Consider the following 25,865-nt stretch of genomic DNA (forward strand, 5'->3'; position numbering starts at 1 on the left):
TAACAGGAGGGTTTCACCTTGGAATATCGTCAACTCGGCCGCTCAGGCCTCAAAGTATCGACCATCACGCTGGGCACCATGACTATGGGCGGTAAGGGGAAATTCGCGAAGGTCGGCGAGGTCGGCCTTGACGGAGCACGCCGGCAGATCGACATGTGCATCGACGCGGGCGTCAACCTGATCGATACAGCGGACGTCTATTCGAACGGCGCGTCCGAAGAAGTCGTCGGCGAGGCACTTGGCGGCAAGCGCAAGGGTGGTGTGCTGATTGCAACGAAGGCCCGCTCGCCTATGGGCAACGGTCCGAACGATCGCGGCCTGTCGCGGCACCATTTGATCCAGGCCTGCGAGGCGAGCCTGCGCCGGCTCAAAACCGACGTAATTGATCTATACCAGGTCCATCACTGGGACGGGCTGACGCCGCTCGAGGAAACGCTCGAAGCACTCGACCTGCTCGTGCGGCACGGAAAAATCCGGTATGTCGGCTGTTCGAACTACTCGGGCTGGCACTTGATGAAGGCGCTGCATGTAAGCGAACGTGACCGTCTGCCGCGTTTCATCAGCCAGCAGATCCACTACACGCTCGAAGCGCGCGAAGCCGAATACGAACTCGCGCCAATCGCGCTCGACCAGGGGCTCGGCATTCTGGTCTGGAGTCCGCTTGCAGGCGGCCTGCTGTCCGGCAAGCATCGCCGCAATGCCTCACCGGAAGGCACGCGCCAGTTAGCCGGCTGGACTGAGCCGCCGATTCGCGACGAAGGACGTCTGTGGTCGATCGTCGACACGCTTGTTGAGATTGCCGAGGAGCACAAGGTGTCCGCTGCACAGGTCACGCTGGCGTGGACACTGGCGCGACCCGCCGTCACCTCGATCATCATCGGCGGACGCAACGAGGCGCAGTTGCAGGACAACCTCGGCGCGGCGAACCTCACCCTGAGCGCAGATCAGCGCGCAAGGCTGGACACGGTCAGCGCACCTCCTCTGCTTTACCCATACTGGCATCAGTTGCAGACCGCGAGCGACCGCCTCGGCGGTGCCGACCTGTCGCTGCTCGGGCCACATCTGACGGCATGAGCTGGTCCGGTGGGCGCCGTTCCGTTTGGCGCGCGTCCGCCAGATTCGCACTGGTCATTGCAAGCAGCTGTGCAATCCCCGGCAACCGCGCGGGTTGAGCCCGCACATCGACACCCCGTTGATCGGCAGGCACAGGATGTCGGTGCCGCCGGTCGCGGCCATCCGGAAGACTTCGGGAAATCACATGTCGTAGCAGATCGCGCAAGCGACACGACTGAACGACGTATCGAACACCCGCATGTCACGCTTGCCCGGCCCGAAATCGAGATGCTCATCCCACAGACCCGTCGTCCGGCAGCCGCTCAGAACATCCTTCGCTTGCGACATGTCATCGTGCCGCTGAATCGTTGCAAGTCATCTCAGGGTGGTCACATGACAGAAGCTCGTCTTGTGCGCGAGGAATTCCTGCTGCCCGCCCAGCCGTGACGCACATCGACGATATCGACGTGCCTACGCCACCTGCCGGCACAAACGTACGCATGCGTGTGTTGCGCCCAGCTCTCGGCGGCGACCTGTCTGTCCTTATCTATCTGCACTGCATCGGCTGAACGACGGTTAGCCTCGACACGCACGACCGTGCCACCTTCCGCGTATCACGAGGAAGCATCGAAGCCATATAGCGCCGCCGCGGTCCGGCTCAACACCTTCTCGCGCACGCCCGCCCTGGGCGCCCACTCATCCAGCAATGCCAGCATGGCCGCATCGTCAGGCCGCGGGGTCCGGTTCGGATGCGGCCAATTGCTGGCCCACATGCACCGATCAGGATTCACCTCGACCAGCGTGCGTGCCAGGATCCCGACATCGTCGTACGTGGGCGGCCCAACCTTCGACGTCTCGTAAGGCGCCGACACCTTGATCCAGGTCCGCCCGGCATCGAGCAGATTTAGCAAGCTGCGGAAGCCCGGGTGATCGATTCCCACAGGTTCCAGAAACTTGCCAATGTGATCGATGGTTAGAAAACACGGTAACGCCCGCAAGCGCGCTTCGTAAGCCGCCAATTCACAGCCGTCGAGTTGCAGGTTGATTACCCAGCCAAATTCGGCAATCCGCTGTGCCACGGTTTCCAGATCGTCCCACGCAAGCAGTCCGCCGCTGCCTGGAATCATCATGAAACGGACGCCGCGCACGCCGGCATCGTGCATGTCCTGAAGCGTCTGCCGGGACGTGTCCGGACGGATCACCACGATACCCCGCGCCGCGCCGCCAGCCAGATGTAAGGTATCGAGAAGGCATCGATTGTCGTAGCCGTAGGCCGTCGGCTGTACCAGCACCACACGCGATAAACCCAGTTTGTGCTGCACGGCAACGTAATCGTTCCACGTCGCTTTCGGTGGTCCAGACGTGGACGTGCCGGCAAGCGGATAGCGTTGGAGTTCGTAGATATGGACGTGACAATCGCATCCATCCTGGGAGGCATCAAGCAATGGGTCGGTCAATTCCGTGCTCCATCATAGGTGCCGGAAAATCCCGGCAGCCGCGCGAGTCGCGTCGCATGGTCGAAATTTACTGCGTGCTCGGGTAGCGCGCCCTCGATGAGCGCCCGTATCTGACGCACGGTATCCATCGCCTGATGCTCGATGGCCTGCGGCGTCAGTCCACCCGCATGTGGGCTCGCTATCACCTTTGGGTATGCGGCGAGCGCAGCGCTCGGCATCTGGTCAGCGGCACGCCCGACATCGACCGCAGCCCCCGCGATCACGCCACGGTCGAGCGCGTCGAGCAACGCGTCTTCATCGACAAGTTCACCACGCGAAGCGTTGATGAAATACGCATGCGGAGACATTTTTGCGAACGCGTCGGCATCGAATAGATCGGCGGTCTCAGGTGTGGCCGCTGCAAGGCAGACAACGTAGTCGGCACGAGCAAGGACTCCCGAAAACTCCATCTGTTCCACACCCGCTTCCACGGTCGTCGCGTGCGGATCGCACACCACGACCGACATCCCCAGGGCGCGCGCGAGCGCCACCACGCGTCGTCCAATGAAGCCATAACCGATCACACCCAGCGTCGACGCGCGCAGTTCGCGGCCGATCGCGATCGCGGGCGCGCGATGCTGCCAGTAAGCGGCCGCAGCAGCACTGATGCCACGGCTCAGGTCGATCATCATGCCGATCACCCATTCGGCGACGGAAGTATCGAAGCCCGGCGTCGCGCGCGTCACGAGCACGCCATGGTGGCTGGCTGCGTCCACGTCGATATTGCGAATGTCCACCGCGACCCGGCAAAACGCGATGAGATCCGGTAGGCGCTCAAATAGGGCCGCGGGCGCGGCGGCTTCGCGGCTCGCTACCACGATGTCATGGCCGGCTGCCGCCGACGCGAATTCATCAAGCGTCAGCGACCGGTCGAGCCCGTTGAAGGTCACGTCGCCGAGCGTCCGGAGTTCGGCGAGCGCCCGCTCGCCGTAATAGTTCTTTCGCGCCTCAGGCGTATGCGTGAGGTAGATCTTGGTCATATCGATGGTCTTGCCTTCTTGGCGCGGGCCGGCGCGGCAACCGACTGACGCGTGATTGGAGTGAGTTTAAACAGGAAATCGAAAACGGGCCGATCAGGCTGGGCAGAGCGTTCGGCAATGGCGCTGGCCATCTCGCCCAGCCGCAAGGAAACCGATGTCAACCCGGGCTTGACGAACGCCCGAGACCGGCAACCCGTCCATGCCGACCACGGACACGTCTTCCGGCACGCAAATCCGAGCGCGTCGAGCCGCGACATCAGTCCGATCGCCAGCATGTCGCTGATCGCGACATGCCCGTCGTAGTGAGGCGCATCGACGCAACCTTGCTCGCCATCGTGCAGCTCAGGTCGGCAGGTCCGGAGTCACCAAATGCTTCGGATACCTGTCCTTTGATCACGCGGTCGGTGCAGCGGGCGCCATTGTGCGAGATGCGGTTGAGAAAGACGGCAATCTTCTCGCCCTGGCGCACCGCCTTGCCGCCCGCACAACGAATGCCAACTGCTTGCGGACATCAGTGCTCAACCGTTGAACGCTGGCCTGAGAATGTGAATTCAATGCTTGATGAAATCCTATGCAGCATAGCCGCCGAATCCGCAGGTAGTAAAGGTCTGCACAGCGTAAGGTACTCATAGGCGAATTCTAAAGCAGATTAACGCACGCTGCGTGGGACGCGGATAAAGTGACCGATATAGTGCCAGGCGCCGCAACGCGTACGAATTGCCACGATCTGTTTTTGAAAATTTTGACGTGGTAGAAAGCCATTTGACATGCTAACTATATGAATATTTAGTCCAGTTCCATAATCTGAAAATCTCGAAATTGAACGTGTGTTGGCGTGTGCGCGTCGTGTGAAGTCACTGCAAGGCCGACGAACGCAGACTGCGGCAGCGGTAGCTCAGTCTGGGTGTAAACCGTCCAATGCTCCCCTTCCATGCTTGCCCAGCCGGTGAAAACATTGGCTTTGCGCACGACGCGTAACCATACGTGAGGAAAATCAACAGGAAATTCGGGCGGAAGGGCTCCCTTTTTCGGCGGGTATAAAGCCACGCAGACACCGCCTTTGGTTTGGCGGTACTGTGCCTCATAACCTCCACTATTGTTGTTGCGCGCCCGGTTGTCGGGAAATACCCATTGCATAAAGTGGACAGCATCTGCTTGCAAATCCGCACGCACCATCACACCGATCTTGGTGTATGGATGCGTAAGTTCGGCGGATTGAACCCGAACCCGCAGGTCAAAATCACCTGTAAACGAGGTGCAAACAAAATGGAACTGGTCGTTGCTTCCCCAGATGTCTGCTCCTCCCGCAACCACATCAAATCCTGTACTTGTTTCGGTGCTTGAACCTATAATCTCGGGCGCACCGATATCGATACCTTTGAGTTTCATAGTTCGATTTTCCTTGACGCGCCTATGCCCATTTCACCGTAGTGATGATTGCTTCAATACGGGCTAACTCGTCCGCGGTGAAGTCCAGGTTATTTAGCGCCTTCACGTTTTCTTCGATCTGTGTGACACGGCTGGCACCGATTAGGGCAGATGTCACCCTACCCCCACGCAACACCCACGCCAAGGCCATTTGCGCCAAAGTCTGTTCGCGCTCTTTGGCGATACGGTTGAGTTGTTGTAAGGCCGCAATGTTCCCGGGACTAACTTCTGTTTCATTGATGAAGCCTGCTTTTTTGGCGAGGCGCGAATTGTCGGGAATGCCCATCAGGTATTTATCAGTCAACAAGCCTTGTGCCAATGGACAAAACGCAATGCTGCCAATACCCTCCTCATCCAAAACATCCTGGAGATCGCTTTCAATAGCGCGACTAAACATATGGTAGTAAGGTTGGTGGATTAAACACGGTGTACCCAATTTTTTGAGAATGACGGCCGCCTGTCTCGTTTGCTCACCGTTGTAGTTTGAAATGCCCACGTAAAGCGCCTTGCCTTGGCGCACCACCTGGTCTAGCGCGCCCATAGTTTCTTCCAAAGGGGTATCCGGATCAAAGCGGTGTGAGTAAAAAATATCTACGTATTCCAATCCCATACGCTTTAAGCTTTGGTCGAGACTGGCGATCAGGGATTTCCTGCTTCCCCATTCACCGTAGGGGCCTGACCACATGTTGTAACCCGCTTTAGTTGAAACTACCAGCTCATCGCGGAATGGTTTGAGGTCGGTGTGCATGATGCGCCCAAACGTCTCCTCCGCAGAACCGGGAGGCGGCCCGTAGTTGTTAGCCAAATCCATGTGGGTTATGCCCAGATCGAAGGCGCCCAACACCATGGCACGGCTGTTTTCGTGCGTATCGATGCCACCGAAGTTGTTCCAGAGTCCCAAAGAAATTCTCGGTAACTTCAGGCCGCTTTTACCAACGCGAGCGTATGGCATGGTTTCGTAGCGATTGGTCAAAGGTAAATAGGTCATGCGTAACTAACGCTCCATTCTGATAGTTGAAATACAGGTACGGTCATGGCCATGACGTTAGTAACAAGCCGACCGCACGGTAAAGATACTTCCATCGACCTGCCACTTTGATGCAGGTCTCGTCCATTCGTCAGCTAGAGCTCACGGGTCGTTTGCGCCGCCGGAAAACAGCGACCCACACCGACAACATCCCGATCCCCAGCCATGTGCGGCTGAGTGGCCAACAAAAACAACGCCTCTTGCATCGCTTCCTCAATATGGCGCAGATCACGGCCAATGCTTAATGAGACATGACGCAGAATTCCACGGAGTTTTATCAACGTTTTTTCAGGTATTTCCTGATATCGATGCCGACGGCGGTGACGATAATGAGCCCTTTGAAAATCTGCTGCCAGTAGACCGACACGCCGAGGATGACCAGAGCGTTGTTCAAGAAGGTCAGAATCAGGACGCCGGTCACGATTCCTCCCACCGTTCCTATCCCGCCAGAGGTCGATACACCGCCGATGACACAAGCCGCGATCCCGTCCAGCTCCCAGGTGAATCCCAGGTTGTTCGTTGCGCTCCCCTGCCTGGCCGCCTGAAGGGAGCCCGCCAAGCCATAGAGGGCACCCGCGATTACATAAACCAGGATAAGGGTCTTGTTGACGTTGACACCCGATACTGTCGCGGCTTCCGGATTCGCCCCGATGGCATAGACGTTCTTGCCCATTCTGGTGTGGTTCAACAGTACCCACATCGAAAAGACCACGAGCGCGGCGATGATGACGATATACGGTAATCGGAAGTCCCCCCAGATGTCGAAAGCACCGTTAGCAATCCTCGTAAAGTCATCGCGAAGTCCACCGATGGGCGTTGCACCGTGCGGAGGGCGGTCCACATACAGCGAGGTGGCGCCGTACACAACGACCATGGTTCCCAAAGTGGTGATGAACGGGGGCACCTTCAGGAAAGCCACGATCGAACCGTTCAGGATGCCGACCAGAATCCCTGCGACAATCGCCAGAAGGATCGGTGCCCACAGGGGAATAGCGGGCAGGTCAGGAAAGACCTTGCTGGCGTAATCGACCCGTTGCAGCATGGACGCCGCGATGCAGGCGGTCAGCCCCACGACCCGACCAGCAGACAGATCAACGCCCTTGGTCAAAAGGATAGGGCCTTCGCCGAGTGCCAGGATCACGTACACCGACGAGATCATCAGCACGTTGATTACGTTGGAGACATCGAGGAACGACGGTTGAACCATACCCGTAATTGCGATCAGGGCCACGAGGACGAAGAGCATCGCCCGCTTTCCGGCTATCTCCTTGAGCCGAGCACCCAAAGGTCTTCTTGAAGTGGTGTCAATGGCTGCCATTCGGTAGTCCTTGTGTCATAAATTGGGTCGAGAGATGCATGATGGTTTCCTGCGTTGCTTCAGCTCCCGATACGATGCCGGTCATGCGCCCTTCGCACATGACCATGATTCTGTCGGACATTCCCAATATCTCGGGCAATTCGGACGAGATCATGATGATTCCCTTACCCCGCTGGGCCAGTTCTGCGATCAGCGTGTAAATTTCAAATTTGGCGCCGACATCGATGCCCCGGGTCGGTTCGTCCAGGATAAAAATGTCTGGCTCGGTAAGGAGCCAACGGGAGAAGACGATCTTCTGCTGATTACCTCCCGAGAGATTCTGAATGAGGGCTTTACTGGACGGCGTCTTCACTCTCAGCGTCCGAATGCTTTTTTGCACATCCTCTTCGCCTTTCTTGAGATCGAGGAGCCCCCACGCTTTGGCGTAATGCCCCCAATGAGCCATCAAGGTGTTTTCGAAGACAGGAAGGATGGGGAATATGCCGGTAGTTCGACGTTCCTCTGTCAAGAGCGCCATGCGGTTCTTTTGGGCATCGACGGGGTGTTTGATTGATTTCGGCTTGCCGTGCAGGAAAATCTTCCCGGCCTGGATGGGGCGCATGCCGAAGATCGCTTCCATCACTTCGGTTCTCTGGGCACCGACCAGGCCGCTGACCCCAAGGATTTCGCCTCGTCTCAATTCGAAGGACACGTCCTTGAAGGACTTCGGATTTGGCGAGGTGTAGTTCTCGACCCGCATGATGACCTCGCCGGGAACATTGCTCCGCGGCGGAAACCGATGGGTCAAATCGCGTCCAACCATGCGATTAATGATCAGGTCGGTCGTCAACTCGTTCGCCGGATAGGTGCCCACTTGTCGTCCGTCGCGCATGATCGTGACGTCATCGGCGATCTGAAGGATCTCTTCCATCTTGTGGGAAATGTAAATGATCGCCACGCCGTCGGCCTTCAGCTTCCGGATGATCCGAAACAAGTGCCCGACCTCAGTCTCCGACAGGCTGGAAGTCGGTTCGTCCATGATGATGATTCGCGACTTATAAGAAACCGCCTTGGCGATCTCGAGGGACTGAATCTTGGAAACTGAAAGATAAGTTACCCAGATATTCGGATCGAGGTCCATCTCGAGTTCGGTGAATAGCTTCACCGTCTCGGCTAGCATCTTGCGATGATCAACCAGTTGGAATGGACCAACTCTTCGAGTGGGATAGCGTCCCAGCCAGAGATTCTCCATCACGCTGCGGTAGGGAATGGGATGCAGTTCCTGATGGATCATCGAAATGCCGGCATCGAGGGCTTGCCTGGAATTAGAAAACGCCCTGACGCTGCCGTCGAGGACGATGCTCCCCGAGTCAGGTTGATACATGCCGAAAAGGCATTTCATCAAAGTCGATTTTCCGGCTCCATTTTCACCCATCAGCGCATGGACGGTCCCAGAGCTAACTTTCAGGGTGACATTGTCCAAGGCCTGGACGCCGGGAAAACCTTTGAAGATACCTCGCAACTCCAGAAGGTTGGGTGTTTCGGACATAAGGCAAGACTCCCATTTTTCAAAATGACGGGACACCCATGCTTCGGGTGTCCCGCAACCTGCGATCCAAATAGGAGTCTATTTCACAAATTTCGCGTAGTTATCCTTAGTTACCTTGGTATAGGGAATCCACACGTAGTGCCCTGCGGGATTAGGTGTTCCATCAGCGTTGGCCAGCGGAGCGACTGTCTTGAGGGTTTTGGCCCCTGAGCCGAGCTGATCAGCCAGATCAAAAACGGCTTTACCTTGCTTGTCGGCGTCATTCAAGACGGTCCCGAGGAGAGTGCCTTGCTTGAGCGCATCGAGACCTGCGGGTGTCGCATCGACGCCGACGACGGGTATGTACTTCTTGCCGCCAGCAAAGTACCCGGCCGCCTTCAGCGCTTCGATGGCACCGAGGGCCATATCATCATTGTTGGCGAATACGACCTCGATCTTGTCGCCAAACTTGGCGAGCCAGGCCTGCATCTTGTTCTGCGCATCGCCTCGGTTCCACATAGCCGTGTCTTCGGCCAGGGCTTCGACCTTGATGCCAGCTGCGCTGAGGGCTTTGATCGAATACTCGGTGCGGTACTTGGCGTCGGTGTTGGCTGGATCACCCATCAGCATCACATATCGGAGCTTGCCGTCTTTGTTTTTATCAGCTTCGGGATGGGACTTCCAGTATGCAGCAACGATTTCGCCTTGTAGGGTGCCGGAAGCTTGTGCCTTGGCGCCGACGTAGTAGGCCAGCGGATACTTGACCATGTCAGCCACATCCGGCTCCCGGTTGAAGAACACGACCGGAACTTTCCTGGCCGAAACCTTCTGGATGACGACGTTCGCAGCGGTAGGCTCGACCATGTTGATGGCGAGGCTGTTATAGCCTTGCGTCAGGAACAGATCCTGGATGTCGTTCACCTTGGACTGATCACCCTGGCCGTCCTGGACAGAGATGGTCGTACCAGCGGCTTTGCCTTCTGCTTCGATCTTGCCGCGAACATAGGACATGAATGTATCGTCGAACTTGTAGATCGTGACACCAATCTTGGGTTTTGTCTGGGCAAATGCACCCGTAACGGCGACCGCAAGAGCAACCAGTAACATGCCGGACTTTTTTTTCATATAGCTCCCTGACATTGAACAGAGCGTTTAAGAACGTAGTGTAACGATACACAAAGCGGAATCTACGTTATGAAACGAGACGGGTCGATTAGCAACAACCCTACCGATAAGGTTATGTCGCATCCGTGAAGCCTGACCTAAGGAAGTCGCATTGCCTCCCAATGACCAAACCGCGAAGCTCTAGAATTGCTGTGCTACGGACACAGGGTTGATCCCCTGAGGACAACGGCACGGTAAAGCTACATCCACCGACCTGCCACTTAGATATAGGTCTCGTCCATTCGCCAGCTGAAGCCCACGGGTCGTTGGCGCCGCCGGAAAACAGCCGCCTACACCGACAACATCGTGATTCCCCAGCCATGCTCGGTTGAGCGGCCAACAGGAACACCGCCCTCTTGCATTACTTCCTCAACGTGGCGCGTGCGTGTGGACATCGAGCACGGCACAGATCGTCGTCAATGCTTACCGCGACACAACCGCGTGGCCCATGGCGAAGTAAATGGTGGTACTTGTCGCGACGCTTATGTTGCTGGTAGTCTTGCCTTCATACAGCCTCTGGCTTCCTACCGACTCGGCCTGCAAGCGGCCTCAGAAATATTTTCGTGAATACAATCAAGGACGTAGCCCAACATGCCGGGGTGTCAGTGAGTACCGTTTCCAACGTACTCAATGGACGCACCGACCGCATGCGCAAGGAAACGCTGGCCCGCGTCGAGAATGCAATAGACCAGCTCAAATTCCGACCCAACCCCGTTGCTCTGCGGCTTAAAACCGGGCAGACGCCTCTTCTCGGACTATTGGTCCCTTCGTTGGCTAACCCAATGTATGGTGTCATCGCCCGAGAGATAGAAACTTTCGCGCAGGAGCAGTACGGGCACCGCGTGCTCATTGGCAGCACCTACCGGGACAAGGAGAAAGAAGCAACTTTCTTCGAGGATTTGCTTGCGCACGGCGTGCGCCATGTGATCGTCATTTCGTCTCTCGCTGACGAGCGCCATTTCGAGACCGTGGTCGAGCGCGGAATGACAGTAGTCAGCTACGACCGGCCCGCGGCAAAGGGGCGTCCGTCCAAAGTCGTACACGTTACGCCGGACAACTTTGAGGCTGCGCGCCTCGCCACCGAGCACCTGATTGAGCACGGCCATAGACGGCTGGCTTTTGCCACCGTGGCCGGGATGACCATGAGCCGCAGCGCAAAGATTCAGGGGTTCCAGGCGGCGGCCGGCCGCCGCGGTCTGCAGAAAACTGCAGTCGTCCTGAACGGCGGTCTGTTGGACGAATACGGGGACTCAGTCATGAGCGAGGTCGGCCGTGCACTGGCACTGCGCCTCGCCGCTGACCCTGCGCGACCCACCGGCATAGTCGCGGTGAACGACCTGATGGCGCTCGGCTTGATGGCCGGCCTGCGCGAAGCCGGCATGCGGGTGCCTCAGGATGTATCCATCGTAGGCATTGACGGGTTGTTCCTGGCAGCACTGTCTAATCCTGGGCTGACCACTGTGCAACTTCCGGTCGCGGACATGGCACATGCGATGGTCGAATGTGCAATAGCTCAAAGGGTGGAAGACGAGGCACTTGCAGGTGAACGGTTTTTCACTCACACACTTCTGGTCGAGCGAGAATCAGTTGCGCCGCCACCAGTTTCCGCGAGAAAAAGCGCGATCAAGGCGGGTGCACGGAAAGCGCGTGCATGACACGGATGTTTGTCAGCCAACCGCGTGACAAGCTCAGCGTCATCGGCATGGAAGGACGCTTCAAACCGCACTGGCGCTTTGGCGAGAGGGTCGAGACATCGATCTGGGCTACAGACGGCATCACGGGCTACGCAGTCGCACCTGATTTGGGGCCTCTGGTCGTGTTGCGGAAGGGCTCGACGACGGTGCGCGGGCTTGCATTGATGCCTCAAGGTTCGGGGCGCCTTTCCGGCGTGGCAATCGATGGACGGCCGCTGGACTGCGCTCAAGGATGGCTGGAGCCCCGTGCGCTTCCACGTGGACGGAAACCTCGAGATCGAAAGGTCACCCAGCACCCCGTCGGCATCCGCCACTTTCGCGCCGTGCATCTTTGCCACCGACTCAACCGAAGGCGTATGCATATCGACCACATACTTCAGGCGCACGCCCAGCTGGCGTACGAGGTTTGCTGCATGGATCTTGCCGATGCGGCCGGCTCCACACGAAGCAATGTCGATCATCCCGGGTATCCTTAAGGCGGGTAATAAAAATTCGATGATGGAAACTTAGCGGGCGCGCCGCTTGCGGTATTGATCAGCGACCACGGCGGCAACAATGATCAATCCCTTGACGATTTCCTGGATGTACGAATCGATGCCCAAAAAGGTGAAACCGCTCGAAATCACGCCAAGGATCAATGCACCGATCACCGCACCGGTGATCCGGCCCACCCCACCGGCAAGGCTCGTGCCGCCGATCACGGCTGCCGCAATCGCGTCGAGCTCATATGACATGCCCATGCCGGACTGGCTCGTCTGCGCGCGCGCCGAGACAACCACACCGGCAAGCCCTGTCAGCAGCCCGGCGATGGTGTAGACGGCCACCAGACTGCGCCCGACACCAATGCCCGATACGCGCGCCGCCTGCGCATTGCCGCCGATCGCATACAGGCATTTGCCGAAACGCGTGTAGCGCAGCACGATATGGAAGACGAGCGCGGCCAACAGAAAGATCGCTACCGGCTTCGCGCCACTGCCGATCGCCGAGTACGCGTCGGTGAACATGCTGATGGGTTGGCCGTGCGTGTAGTAGCGCGCGAGTCCACGCGCCGACACCATCATGCCGAGCGTGACGATGAAAGGCGGCACACCGGTGCGCACGATCAACGAGCCGTTGATCAGGCCGCAAATGCCGCCCGTCAGCACACCTGCCATGACCGGCATGAGCACCGGCAGATCGAGAAGGCCTGGAAACATCGCGCGCCCGTAACCCGATGTCTGCGCGAGGCTACCCGCAATCATCGCCGATAGTGCGACCACCGATCCGGAAGACAGATCGATGCCGCCAGCGATGATGATCATCGTGACGCCCACCGCGATCAGTCCGATTTCGGACACGCGCAGCACCATGATCAGGAGACCTTGTGGGTTGTAAAGAAATGACTGGCCGCGTTCGATCCAGCCGAGCGCTTCGAAAACCAGCGCGATACCGATCAGCACGAGCAGAATGCTGGTCTCCTGCGGCACGCGCCAGGTGCGCGCTGCGGGACGGGGCATATCTGGAATGAGGACCGCTGAGTTACGCATGTTTGTCTCCTGTATTTACCGCTGAATCACAGTCGCTCGCCGGACGCCAGCATCATGATGGTTTCCTGCGTAGCCGTTGCGCGAGGCAGAATGCCGCTGATGGTGTGCTCGTGCATCACCACGATCCGGTCGCTCATGCCCATCAATTCAGGCAGTTCGGACGAGATCATGATGATCGCCACACCCTCTCTCGCAAGTTGGGTGATCAGCGTATGGATCTCTGCCTTCGCGCCGACGTCGACGCCGCGCGTAGGTTCATCGAGGATCAGAATCCTGGGTTTGTTCAGGAGCCAACGTGCGAGCAACACCTTCTGCTGGTTGCCGCCGCTCAGGTTCTCGATGATTTCGTGCAGCCCAGGCGTCTTGACCTTCAGTTGGCGGCACATATCGGTGCATGAGACGTTCACCCGTTTTTGCCGGACGAAGCCCAGCACACAATTGTGGCGCAACGCCGAGATCTCCATGTTCTCGCCGACCGAGAGCTGAAGGAACAGACCGGTGCTCTTGCGGTCTTCGGTGAGAAACGCGACGCCTGCAGCAATCGCCTGTTGCGGGGAGTGAATCGCCTGGCGCTTCCCGTCGAACAGCAATTCGCCCTCGTCTGCCGGATAGATGCCGAAGATCGATTCCATCACCTCGGTGCGCCCGGAACCCATCAGGCCGGCCACACCGAGAACCTCACCATACTGCAGGTCAAAGCTGACGTTCGAAAACACGCTGCGGCGACCAAGGTTGCGCACGGCGAGCGCCACTTCGCCGATCTCGACCTCCATCTTCGGAAATACCTGCGTGAGTTCGCGGCCGACCATCGCGGCAATCAGCGATTGCTTGTCGAACTCGTTCGCCTTGCGCGTCGCGATATGGTGACCGTCCCGGAAGATCGAGATATCGTCCGCGATCTGAAACACCTCATCCATCTTGTGTGTGATGTAGATAATCGCCTTGCCTTGCGTCTTCAGCTCGCCGATGATCCGGAACAGATGCTCGACTTCCTTGTCGTTGATCGCCGAGGTCGGTTCGTCCATGATCAGCAGATCGGATTCGAAGGACACCGCCTTGGCGATTTCCACCATCTGCCGGTTCGCAATACTCAGGCTGCCCAACAGCACCTGCGAATCGATTTCAATACCGAGTTGCGCGAACAGTTCCCTAGTTTGCCGGTTCAGCGCGCGATGGTCGATGAGGCCCAACAGATTGCGCGGTTCACGGCCAATCCAGATGTTCTCCGCCACCGTCATATAGGGCAGCAGATTCAGCTCCTGGTGAATCATCGCGATACCTCGGTCAAGCGCGTCACGCGGCGACTTCAGCGCGATCGCTTCGCCTTTGAAATGCAGCGAACCGTGGTCGGGACAATAGATGCCCGCGATGATTTTCATCATCGTCGACTTGCCCGCGCCGTTTTCGCCCATCAACGCGTGCACCCGGCCGGCGTGGATGTCGATCGACACGTCGTCGAGCGCAATCACGCCGGGAAAGGCCTTGCGAATCCGGCGAGCTGCAAAGACCGGCTCGTGCGCCTCCCAGGCGTCGACGTGTCGCGCCCGGGCTGTTCCCGCTCTCATGAAGATATCTGACATAGTGGCACTCCCTCTGTGGGTGAAGCGGGACGAGCGTGGCGCCGCCCCGAGGCCATGCAGACTATCTGCCCAGAAAGCTCTTGTAGTTATCCGGCGTGACGAGCTGGTAAGGGATCCAGTCCTCTTTGGGCACGCTCTTGTCGCCGCCGGCCAGCTTGATGGCGGTATCGACTGCGTCTTTGCCCTGCCCTCGTCCATCCTGGAAAACCGTGACGGCGAGGTCACCCCTGGCCATCGCGTTCAAGGCGTCCTTCGTAGCATCGACGCCTCCGACCAGCACGCTCTTCGACGAGACGCCCGCCTGTTTCATCGCAATCAGTGCGCCGAGCGCCATCTCGTCGTTGTTCGCGGCAATCGCATCGAATTTCTTACCGGAGCTCAGCCACTGGCTCATCAGGTTGATGCCCTGACTGCGGTCGAAGTTTGCCGTCTGCTCGTCGACGATCTTGATACCTGGGTTCTTCGCGACGATATCCTTCACACCGCGCGTGCGGTCACGAGTCGCATCGGTCGACAGCTCGCCGAGCATGATGGCGACATTGCCTTTGCCTTTGAGCTGCTTCGCGAGGTAATCCATCTGCAGGTGCCCGGCCACGAGACTGTCCGAGCCGACGAAATAGGCGCCGTTGCCCATCGGCTCATCCGGTTTGCGATTGACGTAGACGATCGGGATGCCGGCCTTGCGCGCGGCGTCGGTCATCCGTTTTGTTGCAGAGGCGTCGGCAGGATTGACGATGATCGCCGCCACATGCTGCGACACGAAGCTTTCGACCTGGCTGACCTGTCGCCCCACATCGCCTTGCGCATCCTCGAAGTCGAGATTGACGTCTTTGTGGGTTTTGCCTTCAGTCACCATGGCGTCGCGTACCGTCGTCAGAAAATTGTCATCGAAGTGCGCCATCGAGACGCCAATTGTCGTGCTGGCGATAGCGAAAACTGGCTGCATCGCCGCGAACGACAAGGCGAACAGGGATCGGATAAATAATTTCATTGACATGTCTCCTATCAGTTGATTGAACCGGCGCGGCCTGTCGGTCTGATGCCAAGGTCCGCTCGGCAAACGGTCATGCGTTATTCACGTTCTCTACCTCTTTCCAAGCGTTTCCTGAGAAGTCCTGCTACGCGGCGGCCTTGCGCACCGGTTCCGATCCAACGCTCGCGCGGATAAAAGCGATACTGTCACGCAGGCGGCTTTCGATATCGTCAGCGCAGGCAATTTCCTCAGCAAACGGCTCGAACGACACGTGGCCGCGATAGCCGCGTGTAAGCAGCGTGGTCAGTTGACAGATGTTGCCGAGCTGATCGGCCGCGCCGACCAGCACACGATGCCCGTCGCGCATCTGGCCAACCGGCAGGCTGCTGTCCTCGACGCCCGAAACATGGATCAGGCCCGTCAGGTCAGGAAAGAAAATGTCTTCGCCAGACAGATAGTGATGAAACGTGTCGTGCACGAGCCGGAAATGGCATTCACCTACCGCGTCGTAGATCCCCTTAACTGCATCCGATTTGCGGCGCAGCGCACATTCCTCGAAACCGAGCGGTTCGATCAACCCATGAAGCCCGTAATCGTCGAGGATCGGTTTGAGTTGCCTGAGCGCATCGACCAGATCGGCGTGACGCTCGCTTGCGCTGCGCTGATCCTGTCGGCTGTTAGTCGGGCACAGGACAATCGCACGTGCGCCGCAGTCGACGGCATAGCGTGAAAGTGCCAGCGCTTCCTTCGCGCGGGTAGTATCGAAGCGTTCGAAGCGCTGCAGTGCATTGATCGACAGGATTGTCAGACCGGCCGTTGCGGCGGCGACCTTGATATCTGCCGCAGCCGTACCGTCGTTGATCTCGACGCCGTGGAGGTCATTGCGGATTTCGATCGCATCGACGGCGAGGCGCTGGCAAAGCGTGGCATAGTCGGCAAACGCCAGGCGTGGTGCGCTCATGCGATTCAGGGAAAATTGCAATGCGGCTGCACTCGTCAGTGTCATTGACGTCTCCGGTTGTAATGAACGAATGTCTTCATCTCTCAGGTTCATACGGCGATGGCATTCCTGTGTCCGGCGGTTTCCTCCAGCCAGGTGTTGCGCAACCATGCCGCGCAGGCCACGTTGTTCTCGAAGATCGAATATCCCGCCCCACCGCCATAGTCGGCAAACGGGATGAACTCACAGCTGATGTGCCGTGGTTTAGAAATGCTGCTCTCTGCGCACGCGTTGAGCAGGTGCCGCACAGCGTCCTTCCAGGGAAGAAGTGCTGCCTCATCCCAGTTACCGTCCCATTGGTCCGCAGTGGGACGCACGAACGGGTATTGAATGCCGCGGCCAGGTCGGCCGCCGACTCGACGCATACGGGCATTGTGTGGATTGTTCGGTATGACGCTCCGTGCGTGGGCGTGATGAACCCAGCCGCGCGCGATCCACTGTTTGAAGATCGCGTCGGGCGACGCAGGATCGAGCACAATCTCGCCCGCTTCGACCAGCTGACGGATCCGCGACGCATCGAGTTCTTCCGCGTTGCCGATCTTGAAGATCAGATGCGAATGATCGAGTGTGAGACACAAACGGATGCCCTCGCGCGCCAGCAGTTCTCCCACCACGGCAACGCGGCTGAAATCTTCGCTCCACATATCGACGTGCACTTCGAAACTCGGGACACAGCCGGTCGGGGCGGCCCATTCGCAAGCCTGTGCATAGAACTGCACGACCTCGGCATCGGTAAGACGATGTCCGTCCGCATGGTTCGCGTAGAGCTGGCAATTCAGCACCCTCGAGCCGAAGCGCGGCGTCCACTCGATCACACGCCGCAAATGCGCTTCGTCACGGCCCGCACAAAAGATGCCGCCGATCACGCGAACCGGTAACGCATGGCGCTCGCTCAGTTCCACGTAGCGCGCGAGTGCAACGCCCTCGGGTGGGTTCATCTCGACATAGTCGAACATGCCCGCGTCGGCGATCATCTGGAATTGAGTTTCAGCGCCGACAGGTGGCATATCGTCGCGATGCAGCACGCCGTCGATATTGACGCCGATGTGAAGAGTGGGGTTCATGGTTGGTTTGCGATGGACCGATAGACACTACTCAAGCCGCTTCGGCGACAAGCAGCGACTTGAGCTTCACTGACGAATCTGCGAGCTCTTCGGCATCGACACGAGCGTTGCGGCTGATCAGCATCTGCGCAATCCGGATGTCGCGGCCGACTGCCCGGCCGACGCCGCTCGCCGCGATCAGCGCGCCTTTCGCCGACAGATGAAACAGCAACAGCGCATCGGCCGTTTCGCGTACGACGGTCCCACAACCGAAGGCAGGAAGCCCTGTGATCTGGATCGACAGTTCATATTGATCGGACCAGAACCACGGCACCTCACGATAGCGAAGGTCTTCGCCAAGCATGTTGCGTGCGACGATGCGGCCTTGATCGTCCGCGTTCTTCCAGCATTCCAGTCGAACACGACGGCCGTAAAGCGCATGAGGGAACGAGCAGACATCGCCCGCGGCAAAGATGGCGGGATCGCTCGTGCACAGACGGTCGTCAACGACGATGCCGTCCGCAACTTCGAGTCCTACGGCCTGTGCAAGCGCGGTACGGGGCGCTGCGCCAATGCCCACGACAACGGTGTCGCAGCGGATGGCTTCGCCGTCCGCGAGCTGGATCTTTTCGGCTGCACCAGCACCCACGATGGCGGTCAACTGCGCAGAGAAACGAAATTGCACACCGGCGTCGCGATGGCGTGCCTCGATACGCGCGGCGATTTCCTGCGGTACAGCGCGCATCAGCAGACGCTCGCCAGCTTCGATGATCGTGACACAGCACCCCGCCGCGACGGCACTTGCCGCCACTTCGAGTCCGATAAAACCACCACCGATAATCGCAATGCGTTGCCCGTCACGAAGACGTGCCGCGAGGTAGCGAGCATCGTCTATGGTACGCAACGTTACGACTCCTGGCAGTCTCGAACCGTGCAGATTCAACGTTTTGGGCGACGCGCCGGTTGCCAGCAAAAGGCAGTTGTAGTCAATCCTTTCGCCATTGGAGAGCTGAACCGCCCGGCCTTCGCGATCGATCTTGACCACATCGGTGCCAAGCTTCAGATCGATCGCGTGATCGCCGAAGAACGAGTCAGTGAAGAGAGCGCAGTCGCCCAGTGACTTTTCCTTGAGCAGGACCGCCTTCGAGAGTGGCGGCCGGTCGTACGGCGCGTGCGGCTCATTGGCGATGAGCGTGATCGGCCCATCGAATCCCGCCTCGCGCAATTCAGCGCTGGCTCGGGCACCCGCCAGTCCGGCACCGACGATGACCATATGTCCGTTGTTTGCCATGATCACTCCGCCGCCGGCACACCAATCAGCACCGCATCGCCTTCAATGCGTACCGGATGCGTTTTAAGTTGTTGACAGACCGGCGCACAAAGCGGCTTGCCCGTTGCAATATCGAAGCGCCCTTGATGCCGCGGACATTCGATCGCGTTGCCCAACACGAAGCCATCGGCAAGATGGGCTTTCTCGTGCGTACACCAGCCGTCCGACGCATAAAATCTCCCGTCGACGCGATAGACGGCGAAGGTTGCAGAGCCATGATCGAAACGCACGACGTCTTCTTCATCGATGTCGCCGGTCTGGCAGGCGACGACCCATTCACGTTGATCCACCATTTCAGATACTCCCTAGTCTGGACGTTTCAGGTTGCCGAGCGCATCGACTCCCGACGCGGGACGTGGCGATGGATAAAGTGAGAGCGATCCCGTGTCTGGCGGATCAGGGTCGGCACCATCTCCCTGTAAACCGACCAGAGACTCGGATACGCGGGCGGCGTTTCTGCCCTGATCGCCTCGTGCAGCTTCGGCAGCGCGTGGTATGGCACCATCGGCAGCAGGTGATGTTCAATGTGGTACTGCATGTTCATGTAAAAAAACGCGAACACCGGATTGATGTAGACCGTGCGCGTGTTGAGCCGATGGTCGGCAACGTTCATGGCCATTCCGGCGTGTTGCGTGAGGCCCAGCGTCTGGTGGAACCAGCCACAGTAAAAGCGCGGCGTCCAGACGAACATCAGCGGTAGAACGCTCTGGATGGCAAAGCACCAGCCGATCACAGCTGCCATGACGACGACATAGAGACGGCTGATCCAGACCATCTTGCGGCGTTCCATCGCCGGCACAAAGTCGGCCACTTCCGGGCTGATCGACCCGCATGCATGGCGCACGGTCTTGACGATCTCGCTTGTCCCGCCAATCAGATAGAAGAAATCCAGCATGATGGTGACGAGTTGCGGCGGGCGGCATACCTGAACCTCGGGGTCCCGGCCGACCATGATCGTGTGCGTGTGATGCCGCGCGTGGCTCCAGCGCCAGAGCGTCGCCTCGCGGATCGTCATGAACGAGCAAAGCTGATAGAACGCCTGATTCAGCCATGGCGTCCTGAACGGCGTGCCGTGTGCGAGTTCATGCCAGCGCGCGTCGCTCGAACAGTAGATCGTGCCGTAGACGAAAAACGCCGGAATCGCCCACCACGTACCCCACGCATAGAAGGCCGCCACGCCCGATACGAGCAGCAACGCGATCCACAGGCCGAAATTCTTCAGGCCTTCAGCATCGCTGCGCTTCATCAGTTGCTTGAGCGTGTGGCGTGGGATGTCGGGGCGATACCAGTTCTCTTCCGGATGTGCGGCCGATGCATCACGGCCGACAACGCCGGCGTTTGCAAGGCTGCCCGTGCATGGCATGTTCAGAGGTGATTTGAGCACCTGTGTCTCCTTTACTTTTTCGAGCGGCTTCTCCCGGCTGCCGCGAAGGACAGGATCACGGGGAGGCGATGTCTGCACGATAAGAGACCTCCGCGCTCCTCTCAACGAAAAGATTGACGTTTTTTCGTCAATCCCCTAGCTTTAAAAAAGCACGAAATAATGCTGCGCTGCGCCATTCACGTGAGCGCCGCTCAAAACAAAGCCGACAGATGAAAACGGAGATAACGATATGACCGACACCGCCAAGCCACCACGGCGCAAGCGCACGGCACGCTTTATCGAAATCGCGGAGGCGGCGGACGTGAGCCCGGCAACTGTCGACCGGGTACTCAACGAACGCGGCAGCGTGTCGGCTGCGACGCGCGCACGCGTGGTGGCAGCCGCGCGGCAGCTGGCCGTACCGCGCGTGCTGCCCGATACGCGGCACGGGTTGATGCATGTGGACGTGCTCCTGCCGCAAAACAGCACGCCTTTCTTTGGCCGTCTGAATCTCGCCCTGCAACGGTCGATGCAGATGCTGGACAAGCGGGTCGTCTTACACCGATCGATCCTTCCGGAAGCCGATGACGATGTGATCACCAACGCGATCCTCCATCCGCGCTACAAGCGATCGGGCTTGATCGTGACAACTCACGACACACCGCGCGTGCGCGATGCCTTGCGCGCTGTGATTGAACGCGGCGAACCGGTCGTGACGATGGTCACCGACGTCCGCGACGTGGCACGCTTACACTACGCGGGCATCAACAACCTGTCTGCCGGGCACACTGCCGGCTACTTCGTCGGCCGGCTTGCAAGACGGTCTGGGCGGGTGCTGCTGCTGTGCAGTCGTAAGGACTACCGCGCCCATATCGACCGGATTGGCGGTTGCCGGGCACAACTCGCGACGTCGTTTCCTACGCTCGATTGCGATAGCTCCGAAGTGGAGACCGAGGATGACCCGGACAGGTGTTATCGCGCCGTCGTTGGCGCACAGAAGCGAGGCGATCTCGTCGCCATCTACAACAGTGGGTACGGCTCACCCGGCATCGAAGCCGCGTTGCGCAAGTTCGACGCCGCCGGGCAGGTCGTATGGGTGAGCCATGAAATGCTCGACTTGCATCGCAGGTACATCGAGGAACATACGATGGATATCGCCATCGACCAGGACCCGGATGGACAGGTAATATCCGCGCTGCAGCACATGTTGCATGCCTGCGGAGTGGTCGAGGATGCGCCCCCGCCTGGGCCAGTAGAATTCCGCATATTCTGTCCGGCCAACGTGAGGCGCACGGCCTATCTGCCTTCGCAGCTGGATTGAAGGCATATTGACTCGCTCAGGGAGTCTGCGGCGTCCCATCCTTCACTCTGGTCTTCGTGGCTCTGTCACTCGCGCGGATTTCGATGGCCGATCACCGACTTTCGTCAGGTCGCGTGCGGTCGGCGCTTCAAGAACTTCAAGAGGTAGATGCCCGGCATCCACAGCCCGGTATCAGCACGGAAGCTGCCCTACGGGCCGAACGCTTGAGATAGCCTGACTTCTCATCCCGAATGACCGCCGGGTCCCGTTCAGGTTGTCACACCTGATTCAAAGCAATTCGAACGTAGCGACGGCGGACGCCAGATGACGCGTCTGTTCGTGCAATTCCTGTGCTGCAGCTGCCGCCTGCTCGACGAGGGCAGCGTTTTTCTGGGTCATGCGATCCATCTCCGTCACCGCACGATTGATCTGCGCGATTCCCGCACTCTGCTCGCCCGTTGCCCCGCTGATCTCGCCAATCATCGTTGTGACACGGGAAATCGATTTCGAAACTGCCCCTATCGCCACTCCAGCGCGTTCTACGAGATCTACACCTCCTCGAGCCTGTTCCACCGAACCTTCAATCAATTGTTTGATCTCCCTGGCCGCAACAGCCGTACGCTGGGCAAGCCCGCGAACCTCACTGGCGACCACAGCAAACCCCCGACCTTGGTCGCCCGCGCGAGCCGCCTCCACAGCCGCATTCAAGGCGAGGATATTCGTCTGAAACGCAATGCCGTCGATGACCGTGATGATCTCGACAATCCGATGGGAGCTACCCGCGATTCCGTTCATTCGCTCTACCACTGCGCCGACCACATCGTTTCCCGCTTCTGCCTCCTGCAACGCGACAGCAGCGAGCCGGCTTACCTCGGCTGCGTGTTCAGCCGTTTGCTGCACTGTCGATGTCAGCTCGTCCATACTTGCTGCGGTTTGCTGCAGTGACGCAGCCTGTTCCTCCGTTCGTGTTGACAGCTCCGTGTTTCCGGTCGCGATTTCATTGGTACCCACATGAATCGAATCCGAGGCTTCACGAACAGAAGTGACCATCCTCGCTACACTGGATTGCATGACGCCAAGATCGACCTGGAGACGACTGATTTCCTTGAATCCGGACGTAGTGACCTGATTGTTCAAGCGACCATTCGAAATCGCCTGAAACAGTCTCGCCGTCTCGCGAAGCGGTTTCGATATGGCGCGTCCAAGCACGACACTCACTAGAACCGAAAGCAGAAGCATGATCGCCAGCATCAAAAAACCGGTGACTCTGAACCTGCCATACCGCAAATCGAGCGACTTCAGGGATGCGTCGGCCTCGTGCGCAACAAAATCTGCATATCGGTGCTGCTCCGTTATGAACGCATCCTGATATTTTTGCGTCGGCTGATCGAGATAGGCCTGAAGGTTGTTGGCATCCAGAAACCCCACGAGTTCTCCAAGGGCCTGGCGCAGCGTTCGAAACTGTTGTTGCAACGCTACCGATCTGGACTGGCTTTCTCCATCACCCGAGGCTTCGGATACGAAGCTCGCAAAATCGCCGTCGGCCTGGGTGAGTTGCTCTTTTGCATGTTTCACGATCTCGACCGGCTCCGCGCTGCCATGTGCCACGCGCGTGGCAGCACGGGCCAGATTGATGCGAGCGTCCATCAGGTCGCGTGTAGTCGCGTTGAGCGCCCCGCCCTGCCTGATCGATAGGTTTGTCAGGCGCGCAATGTCGTCCCGGGTTCCCCCCATCGACGAGAAACCGAGCCCCTGCACGATGATCTGAAAAAGAACAAACGTGGCTAGCAGTGCCAGCATAAAGGAAGACAGTTTGATACTTGAAAACATAATCCCGAACTCCTTCAACGCGCTCACGATTATGATCTGCACGTTCATTCGTATTTGTTTGTCGCTTCGCTGGAGGACAGGCGGTTGGTCGCGCGCACCATCCCCCGTCCAGACTGCAGCGAGGTCGGTTGGTCTCACGTCATCATTGTGCAACTGTGGCTTCGGGAACCGCGTCTCCACGCGCTTACTCGATGCAGCGCTTTGCGAGAGTCCACGGTTGCTGCCAGCCCAACGCCACCCACCACGCCGACCTTGAAGACGCGACCGCGACAAGCGTAGCCAACCGCCACCACGTAATGCGCGTACACCAGGTTTGAGTCAACCAAGGGCACTTCCAGCGGCCCGATCCGGTCCATCACGAGACTGATTTCCGTCAGGCGTGACAAGATCACATCGGCGCCCTGCACGATCGGATCGGCACGGGTTTTGGGCAGTAGTTCGACCGGTGTTCCCCCGAGGTTGCCGCACCTGATACCGTCTTCGCCGTAGACGGCACAGACGACCGGATCGACTTCGCCTGGCGCGCACAGACGCGAATGAAGAACCTGGAATTCCGGCGCGGCGAAATAACGTTCGAAAAGTTTCTCACTGTGAATATAGTCAGCGATTAGGATGCCGAATGATCTCCGGGTCTGCACCATCGGCGCCGTCATTGCACTTCGCCCCTAAGTCCCTCGAAATGCATGCCGACACGTGCGCCGCTGCGTCGCGCCTCCCATTTCGCGATAACTGCGGTCGCCACGCTGTTGCCGATCACATTCGTCATCGTACGGCCCATGTCGAGAATCTGGTCAATAGCGAGCACCAGGACTACTCCCTCGGCGGGCAAGTGGAAAAGCGGCGCCACTGCCGCCACCACCACGACCGAGCCGCGCGGCACACTGGCCATACCTTTGCTACTGAGCATCAGCACCAGCAGCATGAGGATTTGTTGCGACAACGGCATATCCACACCAAAAGCCTGCGCGATGAAAATCGCCGCGAACGACTGATACATCATGGAGCCGTCCAGATTGAACGCATAGCCAAGCGGTAATGTGAAACCCACCACTTTCTTGTCAACGCCGAATTTCTCCAGTTGTTCAGTCAGTCGTGGATAGGCGGCTTCGCTGCTGGCGGTCGAAAACGCAAGCATGGCCGGCTCGCGGACCGCCTTGAGCAGCGGACCGATCTCCCGGCCGAGGAAAAGATAACCGACGCCAATCAGGAGCGCCCATAGTAGCGCCAGCCCGAGGTAGAACGAGCCGATCAGCTTGCCATATGTGAACAACACGTCCAGGCCGCGCAGCGTCACGGCCGACGCGATCGCACCAAAGACACCCAACGGTGCGGCGCGCATAACGTAGGTGGTCAACCGGAGCATGACCGGGACCAGCCCGTCGATCGCCTGAATCAATGCGTTGACGCGCGGATCGTGTTTGAGCGCGCCCAGCCCCAGGCCGAAGAATATCGAAAACACCAATATCTGCAGGATGTCGTTGCGTGCCATCGCATCAAGCAGGCTGACAGGAATTGCATGTGTGACGATGTCCTTGAAGTTCAGACCGGCAGTGTTGAGGCCGGTGTTCACGTCGCCGGCACCCGCAACCATGTGCAGACCGGCACCTGGCTGTGTGACGTTGGCCAGCAGGAGGCCGAGCGCGAGAGAAACCAGCGAGGCGCAGACGAACCAACCCATGGTGCGCAGGCCGATGCGGCCGACGTCACGACCGCTGTCCATGCCAGCAAGTCCGGCAACCAGCGTCGCGAACACCAGCGGCGCAATGATCATCTTGATGAGCCGCAGAAAAATATCGGTGATGATCGAGAAATACCCTGCGATAACTTTCGCCGCAGCGACATCCGCTGCACCGGTGTGGCATGCGTATCCCACTGCGACGCCGAGCACCATGCCGGCGGCGATATAAAACGTGAGGCGGTTTTTCATGTTGATCCTTTTGTTCGTCGACTAGTACGGGCGTTCTTCCGACGCGTATTCGAGGCGTGTGGACGTGTGTACGCGTCACTTGTCCACGCAGCCGGACAACGGCACGCAGAAGACATGAACGAATACTAGAGGCCGAAAAAAATAACGGTGATGCGGGCTTGACATGAGGTTATGCGGCATCCGCATAACTCCACGAGAGGCATAGCACGTCAGCGCTGTTTCAGGTTTGCGCACGGGACTCCAGATACGCCCAGATGTCCCTGAGCAGCGGCATTTGCCACCCGGGATCAGATCTGCTGACACTTGCGCAAAAGCACATTCCTACG

The 25,865-nt window shown here is 58.7% G+C and carries 23 protein-coding genes and 3 pseudogenes; 4 read left to right on the plus strand and 22 right to left on the minus strand.

The window, feature by feature from the left end; translation table 11 throughout:
- The first annotated feature begins 18 nt into the window (after positions 1 to 18).
- The gene (locus ACOSV0_RS09825) at positions 19 to 1,074 is read left to right on the plus strand and encodes an aldo/keto reductase (RefSeq protein WP_434110132.1); all 1,056 of its coding nucleotides are present in this window, start codon (positions 19 to 21) and stop codon (positions 1,072 to 1,074) included.
- A 180-nt stretch (positions 1,075 to 1,254) separates the two neighbouring features.
- Here ACOSV0_RS09825 and ACOSV0_RS09830 read toward each other — a convergent pair whose 3' ends face one another.
- The 3 genes from ACOSV0_RS09830 to ACOSV0_RS09840 form a co-directional block, all read right to left on the minus strand.
- Complete coding sequence (locus tag ACOSV0_RS09830; RefSeq protein WP_434110133.1) at positions 1,255 to 1,401, minus strand: hypothetical protein; 147 nt, start codon at positions 1,399 to 1,401, stop codon at positions 1,255 to 1,257.
- Between the two features lie 266 nt (positions 1,402 to 1,667).
- Entirely contained in the window at positions 1,668 to 2,510 is an 843-nt protein-coding gene (locus tag ACOSV0_RS09835; protein ID WP_434110134.1) for an amidohydrolase family protein, read from the minus strand.
- Positions 2,507 to 3,529, minus strand: a complete 1,023-nt coding sequence (locus tag ACOSV0_RS09840; protein WP_434110135.1) for an NAD(P)-dependent oxidoreductase — start codon at positions 3,527 to 3,529, stop codon at positions 2,507 to 2,509. Before ACOSV0_RS09840 ends, ACOSV0_RS09835 begins: the two co-directional genes overlap by 4 nt.
- A 117-nt stretch (positions 3,530 to 3,646) precedes the next feature.
- On the opposite strand from ACOSV0_RS09840, the gene ACOSV0_RS09845 reads away from it, so the two are divergent.
- Positions 3,647 to 3,832, plus strand: coding sequence for a hypothetical protein (locus ACOSV0_RS09845; RefSeq protein WP_434110136.1), 186 nt, complete (start codon positions 3,647 to 3,649; stop codon positions 3,830 to 3,832).
- Between the two features lie 483 nt (positions 3,833 to 4,315).
- Here ACOSV0_RS09845 and ACOSV0_RS09850 read toward each other — a convergent pair whose 3' ends face one another.
- The 7 genes and pseudogenes from ACOSV0_RS09850 to ACOSV0_RS09880 all read right to left on the minus strand — a co-directional run.
- On the minus strand, positions 4,316 to 4,918 hold the full coding sequence (locus tag ACOSV0_RS09850) for a DUF1349 domain-containing protein (protein WP_434110137.1): 603 nt from the start codon (positions 4,916 to 4,918) through the stop codon (positions 4,316 to 4,318).
- A 22-nt stretch (positions 4,919 to 4,940) separates the two neighbouring features.
- Complete coding sequence (locus ACOSV0_RS09855; protein WP_434110138.1) at positions 4,941 to 5,945, minus strand: aldo/keto reductase; 1,005 nt, start codon at positions 5,943 to 5,945, stop codon at positions 4,941 to 4,943.
- A gap of 70 nt (positions 5,946 to 6,015) precedes the next feature.
- Positions 6,016 to 6,211 (minus strand): annotated as a pseudogene (locus ACOSV0_RS09860) (IS6 family transposase); the annotation flags it as partial.
- A gap of 50 nt (positions 6,212 to 6,261) precedes the next feature.
- Positions 6,262 to 7,302 (minus strand): galactose/methyl galactoside ABC transporter permease MglC, encoded by a 1,041-nt coding sequence (mglC, locus tag ACOSV0_RS09865; protein ID WP_434110139.1) that lies wholly within the window; start codon positions 7,300 to 7,302, stop codon positions 6,262 to 6,264.
- Positions 7,289 to 8,830 carry a sugar ABC transporter ATP-binding protein gene (locus ACOSV0_RS09870; protein ID WP_434110141.1) on the minus strand — a complete coding sequence of 514 codons (1,542 nt, stop codon included), beginning with the start codon at positions 8,828 to 8,830 and terminating at the stop codon, positions 7,289 to 7,291. Before ACOSV0_RS09870 ends, mglC begins: the two co-directional genes overlap by 14 nt.
- 78 nt (positions 8,831 to 8,908) lie before the next feature.
- Positions 8,909 to 9,934 (minus strand): galactose ABC transporter substrate-binding protein, encoded by a 1,026-nt coding sequence (locus ACOSV0_RS09875; protein WP_434110143.1) that lies wholly within the window; start codon positions 9,932 to 9,934, stop codon positions 8,909 to 8,911.
- A 263-nt stretch (positions 9,935 to 10,197) separates the two neighbouring features.
- A pseudogene (locus ACOSV0_RS09880) lies at positions 10,198 to 10,353 on the minus strand (IS6 family transposase); the annotation flags it as partial.
- A gap of 183 nt (positions 10,354 to 10,536) precedes the next feature.
- Between ACOSV0_RS09880 and ACOSV0_RS09885 the strand changes: the two are divergent.
- On the plus strand, positions 10,537 to 11,628 hold the full coding sequence (locus ACOSV0_RS09885; protein ID WP_434110145.1) for a LacI family DNA-binding transcriptional regulator: 1,092 nt from the start codon (positions 10,537 to 10,539) through the stop codon (positions 11,626 to 11,628).
- A 314-nt stretch (positions 11,629 to 11,942) separates the two neighbouring features.
- Here the strand turns inward: ACOSV0_RS09885 and ACOSV0_RS09890 are convergent.
- The 9 genes and pseudogenes from ACOSV0_RS09890 to ACOSV0_RS09930 all read right to left on the minus strand — a co-directional run.
- Positions 11,943 to 12,128 (minus strand): annotated as a pseudogene (locus tag ACOSV0_RS09890) (inositol 2-dehydrogenase); the annotation flags it as partial.
- A 45-nt stretch (positions 12,129 to 12,173) separates the two neighbouring features.
- The gene (locus ACOSV0_RS09895; protein ID WP_434110230.1) at positions 12,174 to 13,163 is read right to left on the minus strand and encodes an ABC transporter permease; all 990 of its coding nucleotides are present in this window, start codon (positions 13,161 to 13,163) and stop codon (positions 12,174 to 12,176) included.
- Between the two features lie 56 nt (positions 13,164 to 13,219).
- Complete coding sequence (locus ACOSV0_RS09900) at positions 13,220 to 14,773, minus strand: sugar ABC transporter ATP-binding protein (RefSeq protein WP_434110147.1); 1,554 nt, start codon at positions 14,771 to 14,773, stop codon at positions 13,220 to 13,222.
- Between the two features lie 61 nt (positions 14,774 to 14,834).
- Entirely contained in the window at positions 14,835 to 15,764 is a 930-nt protein-coding gene (locus tag ACOSV0_RS09905; protein WP_434106000.1) for a sugar ABC transporter substrate-binding protein, read from the minus strand.
- 127 nt (positions 15,765 to 15,891) lie between these two features.
- Positions 15,892 to 16,752: a TIM barrel protein gene (locus ACOSV0_RS09910; protein WP_434106001.1), complete on the minus strand. Its 861-nt coding sequence runs from the start codon at positions 16,750 to 16,752 to the stop codon at positions 15,892 to 15,894.
- Between the two features lie 44 nt (positions 16,753 to 16,796).
- Complete coding sequence (locus ACOSV0_RS09915; RefSeq protein ID WP_434106002.1) at positions 16,797 to 17,810, minus strand: xylose isomerase; 1,014 nt, start codon at positions 17,808 to 17,810, stop codon at positions 16,797 to 16,799.
- 31 nt (positions 17,811 to 17,841) lie between these two features.
- Positions 17,842 to 19,080 (minus strand): NAD(P)/FAD-dependent oxidoreductase, encoded by a 1,239-nt coding sequence (locus ACOSV0_RS09920; RefSeq protein ID WP_434106003.1) that lies wholly within the window; start codon positions 19,078 to 19,080, stop codon positions 17,842 to 17,844.
- A 2-nt stretch (positions 19,081 to 19,082) separates the two neighbouring features.
- Positions 19,083 to 19,412, minus strand: a complete 330-nt coding sequence (locus ACOSV0_RS09925) for a non-heme iron oxygenase ferredoxin subunit (RefSeq protein ID WP_434106004.1) — start codon at positions 19,410 to 19,412, stop codon at positions 19,083 to 19,085.
- Positions 19,413 to 19,438: 26 nt separating this feature from the next.
- Positions 19,439 to 20,503, minus strand: coding sequence for a fatty acid desaturase (locus ACOSV0_RS09930; protein WP_434106005.1), 1,065 nt, complete (start codon positions 20,501 to 20,503; stop codon positions 19,439 to 19,441).
- Between the two features lie 229 nt (positions 20,504 to 20,732).
- Here ACOSV0_RS09930 and ACOSV0_RS09935 point away from each other — a divergent pair, with 229 nt between their 5' ends.
- Positions 20,733 to 21,803: a LacI family DNA-binding transcriptional regulator gene (locus tag ACOSV0_RS09935; protein WP_434106006.1), complete on the plus strand. Its 1,071-nt coding sequence runs from the start codon at positions 20,733 to 20,735 to the stop codon at positions 21,801 to 21,803.
- Positions 21,804 to 22,070: 267 nt separating this feature from the next.
- On the opposite strand, the gene ACOSV0_RS09940 is transcribed toward ACOSV0_RS09935, so the two are convergent.
- The 3 genes from ACOSV0_RS09940 to ACOSV0_RS09950 form a co-directional block, all read right to left on the minus strand.
- On the minus strand, positions 22,071 to 23,660 hold the full coding sequence (locus ACOSV0_RS09940; protein ID WP_434106007.1) for a methyl-accepting chemotaxis protein: 1,590 nt from the start codon (positions 23,658 to 23,660) through the stop codon (positions 22,071 to 22,073).
- An 86-nt stretch (positions 23,661 to 23,746) separates the two neighbouring features.
- Positions 23,747 to 24,265 carry a hypothetical protein gene (locus tag ACOSV0_RS09945; RefSeq protein ID WP_115783085.1) on the minus strand — a complete coding sequence of 173 codons (519 nt, stop codon included), beginning with the start codon at positions 24,263 to 24,265 and terminating at the stop codon, positions 23,747 to 23,749.
- Positions 24,262 to 25,539: a dicarboxylate/amino acid:cation symporter gene (locus ACOSV0_RS09950; protein ID WP_434106008.1), complete on the minus strand. Its 1,278-nt coding sequence runs from the start codon at positions 25,537 to 25,539 to the stop codon at positions 24,262 to 24,264. Before ACOSV0_RS09950 ends, ACOSV0_RS09945 begins: the two co-directional genes overlap by 4 nt.
- Between the last annotated feature and the right edge of the window lie 326 nt (positions 25,540 to 25,865).

The organism is Paraburkholderia caffeinilytica (assembly GCF_051027425.1).
Lineage (GTDB): Bacteria > Pseudomonadota > Gammaproteobacteria > Burkholderiales > Burkholderiaceae > Paraburkholderia > Paraburkholderia caffeinilytica_A.

Bases quoted from the DNA above. Each gene is read 5' to 3' on its own strand.
- ACOSV0_RS09935 (WP_434106006.1), top strand. From the start codon at position 20,733: ATGACCGACACCGCCAAGCCACCACGGCGCAAGCGCACGGCACGCTTT.
- ACOSV0_RS09830 (WP_434110133.1), bottom strand. From the start codon at position 1,401: ATGTCGCAAGCGAAGGATGTTCTGAGCGGCTGCCGGACGACGGGTCTG.
- ACOSV0_RS09840 (WP_434110135.1), bottom strand. From the start codon at position 3,529: ATGACCAAGATCTACCTCACGCATACGCCTGAGGCGCGAAAGAACTAT.
- ACOSV0_RS09875 (WP_434110143.1), bottom strand. From the start codon at position 9,934: ATGAAAAAAAAGTCCGGCATGTTACTGGTTGCTCTTGCGGTCGCCGTT.
- ACOSV0_RS09905 (WP_434106000.1), bottom strand. From the start codon at position 15,764: ATGAAATTATTTATCCGATCCCTGTTCGCCTTGTCGTTCGCGGCGATG.
- ACOSV0_RS09950 (WP_434106008.1), bottom strand. From the start codon at position 25,539: ATGAAAAACCGCCTCACGTTTTATATCGCCGCCGGCATGGTGCTCGGC.
- ACOSV0_RS09850 (WP_434110137.1), bottom strand. From the start codon at position 4,918: ATGAAACTCAAAGGTATCGATATCGGTGCGCCCGAGATTATAGGTTCA.
- ACOSV0_RS09855 (WP_434110138.1), bottom strand. From the start codon at position 5,945: ATGACCTATTTACCTTTGACCAATCGCTACGAAACCATGCCATACGCT.
- ACOSV0_RS09940 (WP_434106007.1), bottom strand. From the start codon at position 23,660: ATGAACGTGCAGATCATAATCGTGAGCGCGTTGAAGGAGTTCGGGATT.
- ACOSV0_RS09925 (WP_434106004.1), bottom strand. From the start codon at position 19,412: ATGGTGGATCAACGTGAATGGGTCGTCGCCTGCCAGACCGGCGACATC.
- ACOSV0_RS09920 (WP_434106003.1), bottom strand. From the start codon at position 19,080: ATGGCAAACAACGGACATATGGTCATCGTCGGTGCCGGACTGGCGGGT.
- ACOSV0_RS09870 (WP_434110141.1), bottom strand. From the start codon at position 8,830: ATGTCCGAAACACCCAACCTTCTGGAGTTGCGAGGTATCTTCAAAGGT.
- ACOSV0_RS09915 (WP_434106002.1), bottom strand. From the start codon at position 17,810: ATGAACCCCACTCTTCACATCGGCGTCAATATCGACGGCGTGCTGCAT.
- ACOSV0_RS09945 (WP_115783085.1), bottom strand. From the start codon at position 24,265: ATGACGGCGCCGATGGTGCAGACCCGGAGATCATTCGGCATCCTAATC.
- ACOSV0_RS09845 (WP_434110136.1), top strand. From the start codon at position 3,647: ATGGCGCTGGCCATCTCGCCCAGCCGCAAGGAAACCGATGTCAACCCG.
- mglC (WP_434110139.1), bottom strand. From the start codon at position 7,302: ATGGCAGCCATTGACACCACTTCAAGAAGACCTTTGGGTGCTCGGCTC.
- ACOSV0_RS09900 (WP_434110147.1), bottom strand. From the start codon at position 14,773: ATGTCAGATATCTTCATGAGAGCGGGAACAGCCCGGGCGCGACACGTC.
- ACOSV0_RS09895 (WP_434110230.1), bottom strand. From the start codon at position 13,163: ATGCCCCGTCCCGCAGCGCGCACCTGGCGCGTGCCGCAGGAGACCAGC.
- ACOSV0_RS09910 (WP_434106001.1), bottom strand. From the start codon at position 16,752: ATGACACTGACGAGTGCAGCCGCATTGCAATTTTCCCTGAATCGCATG.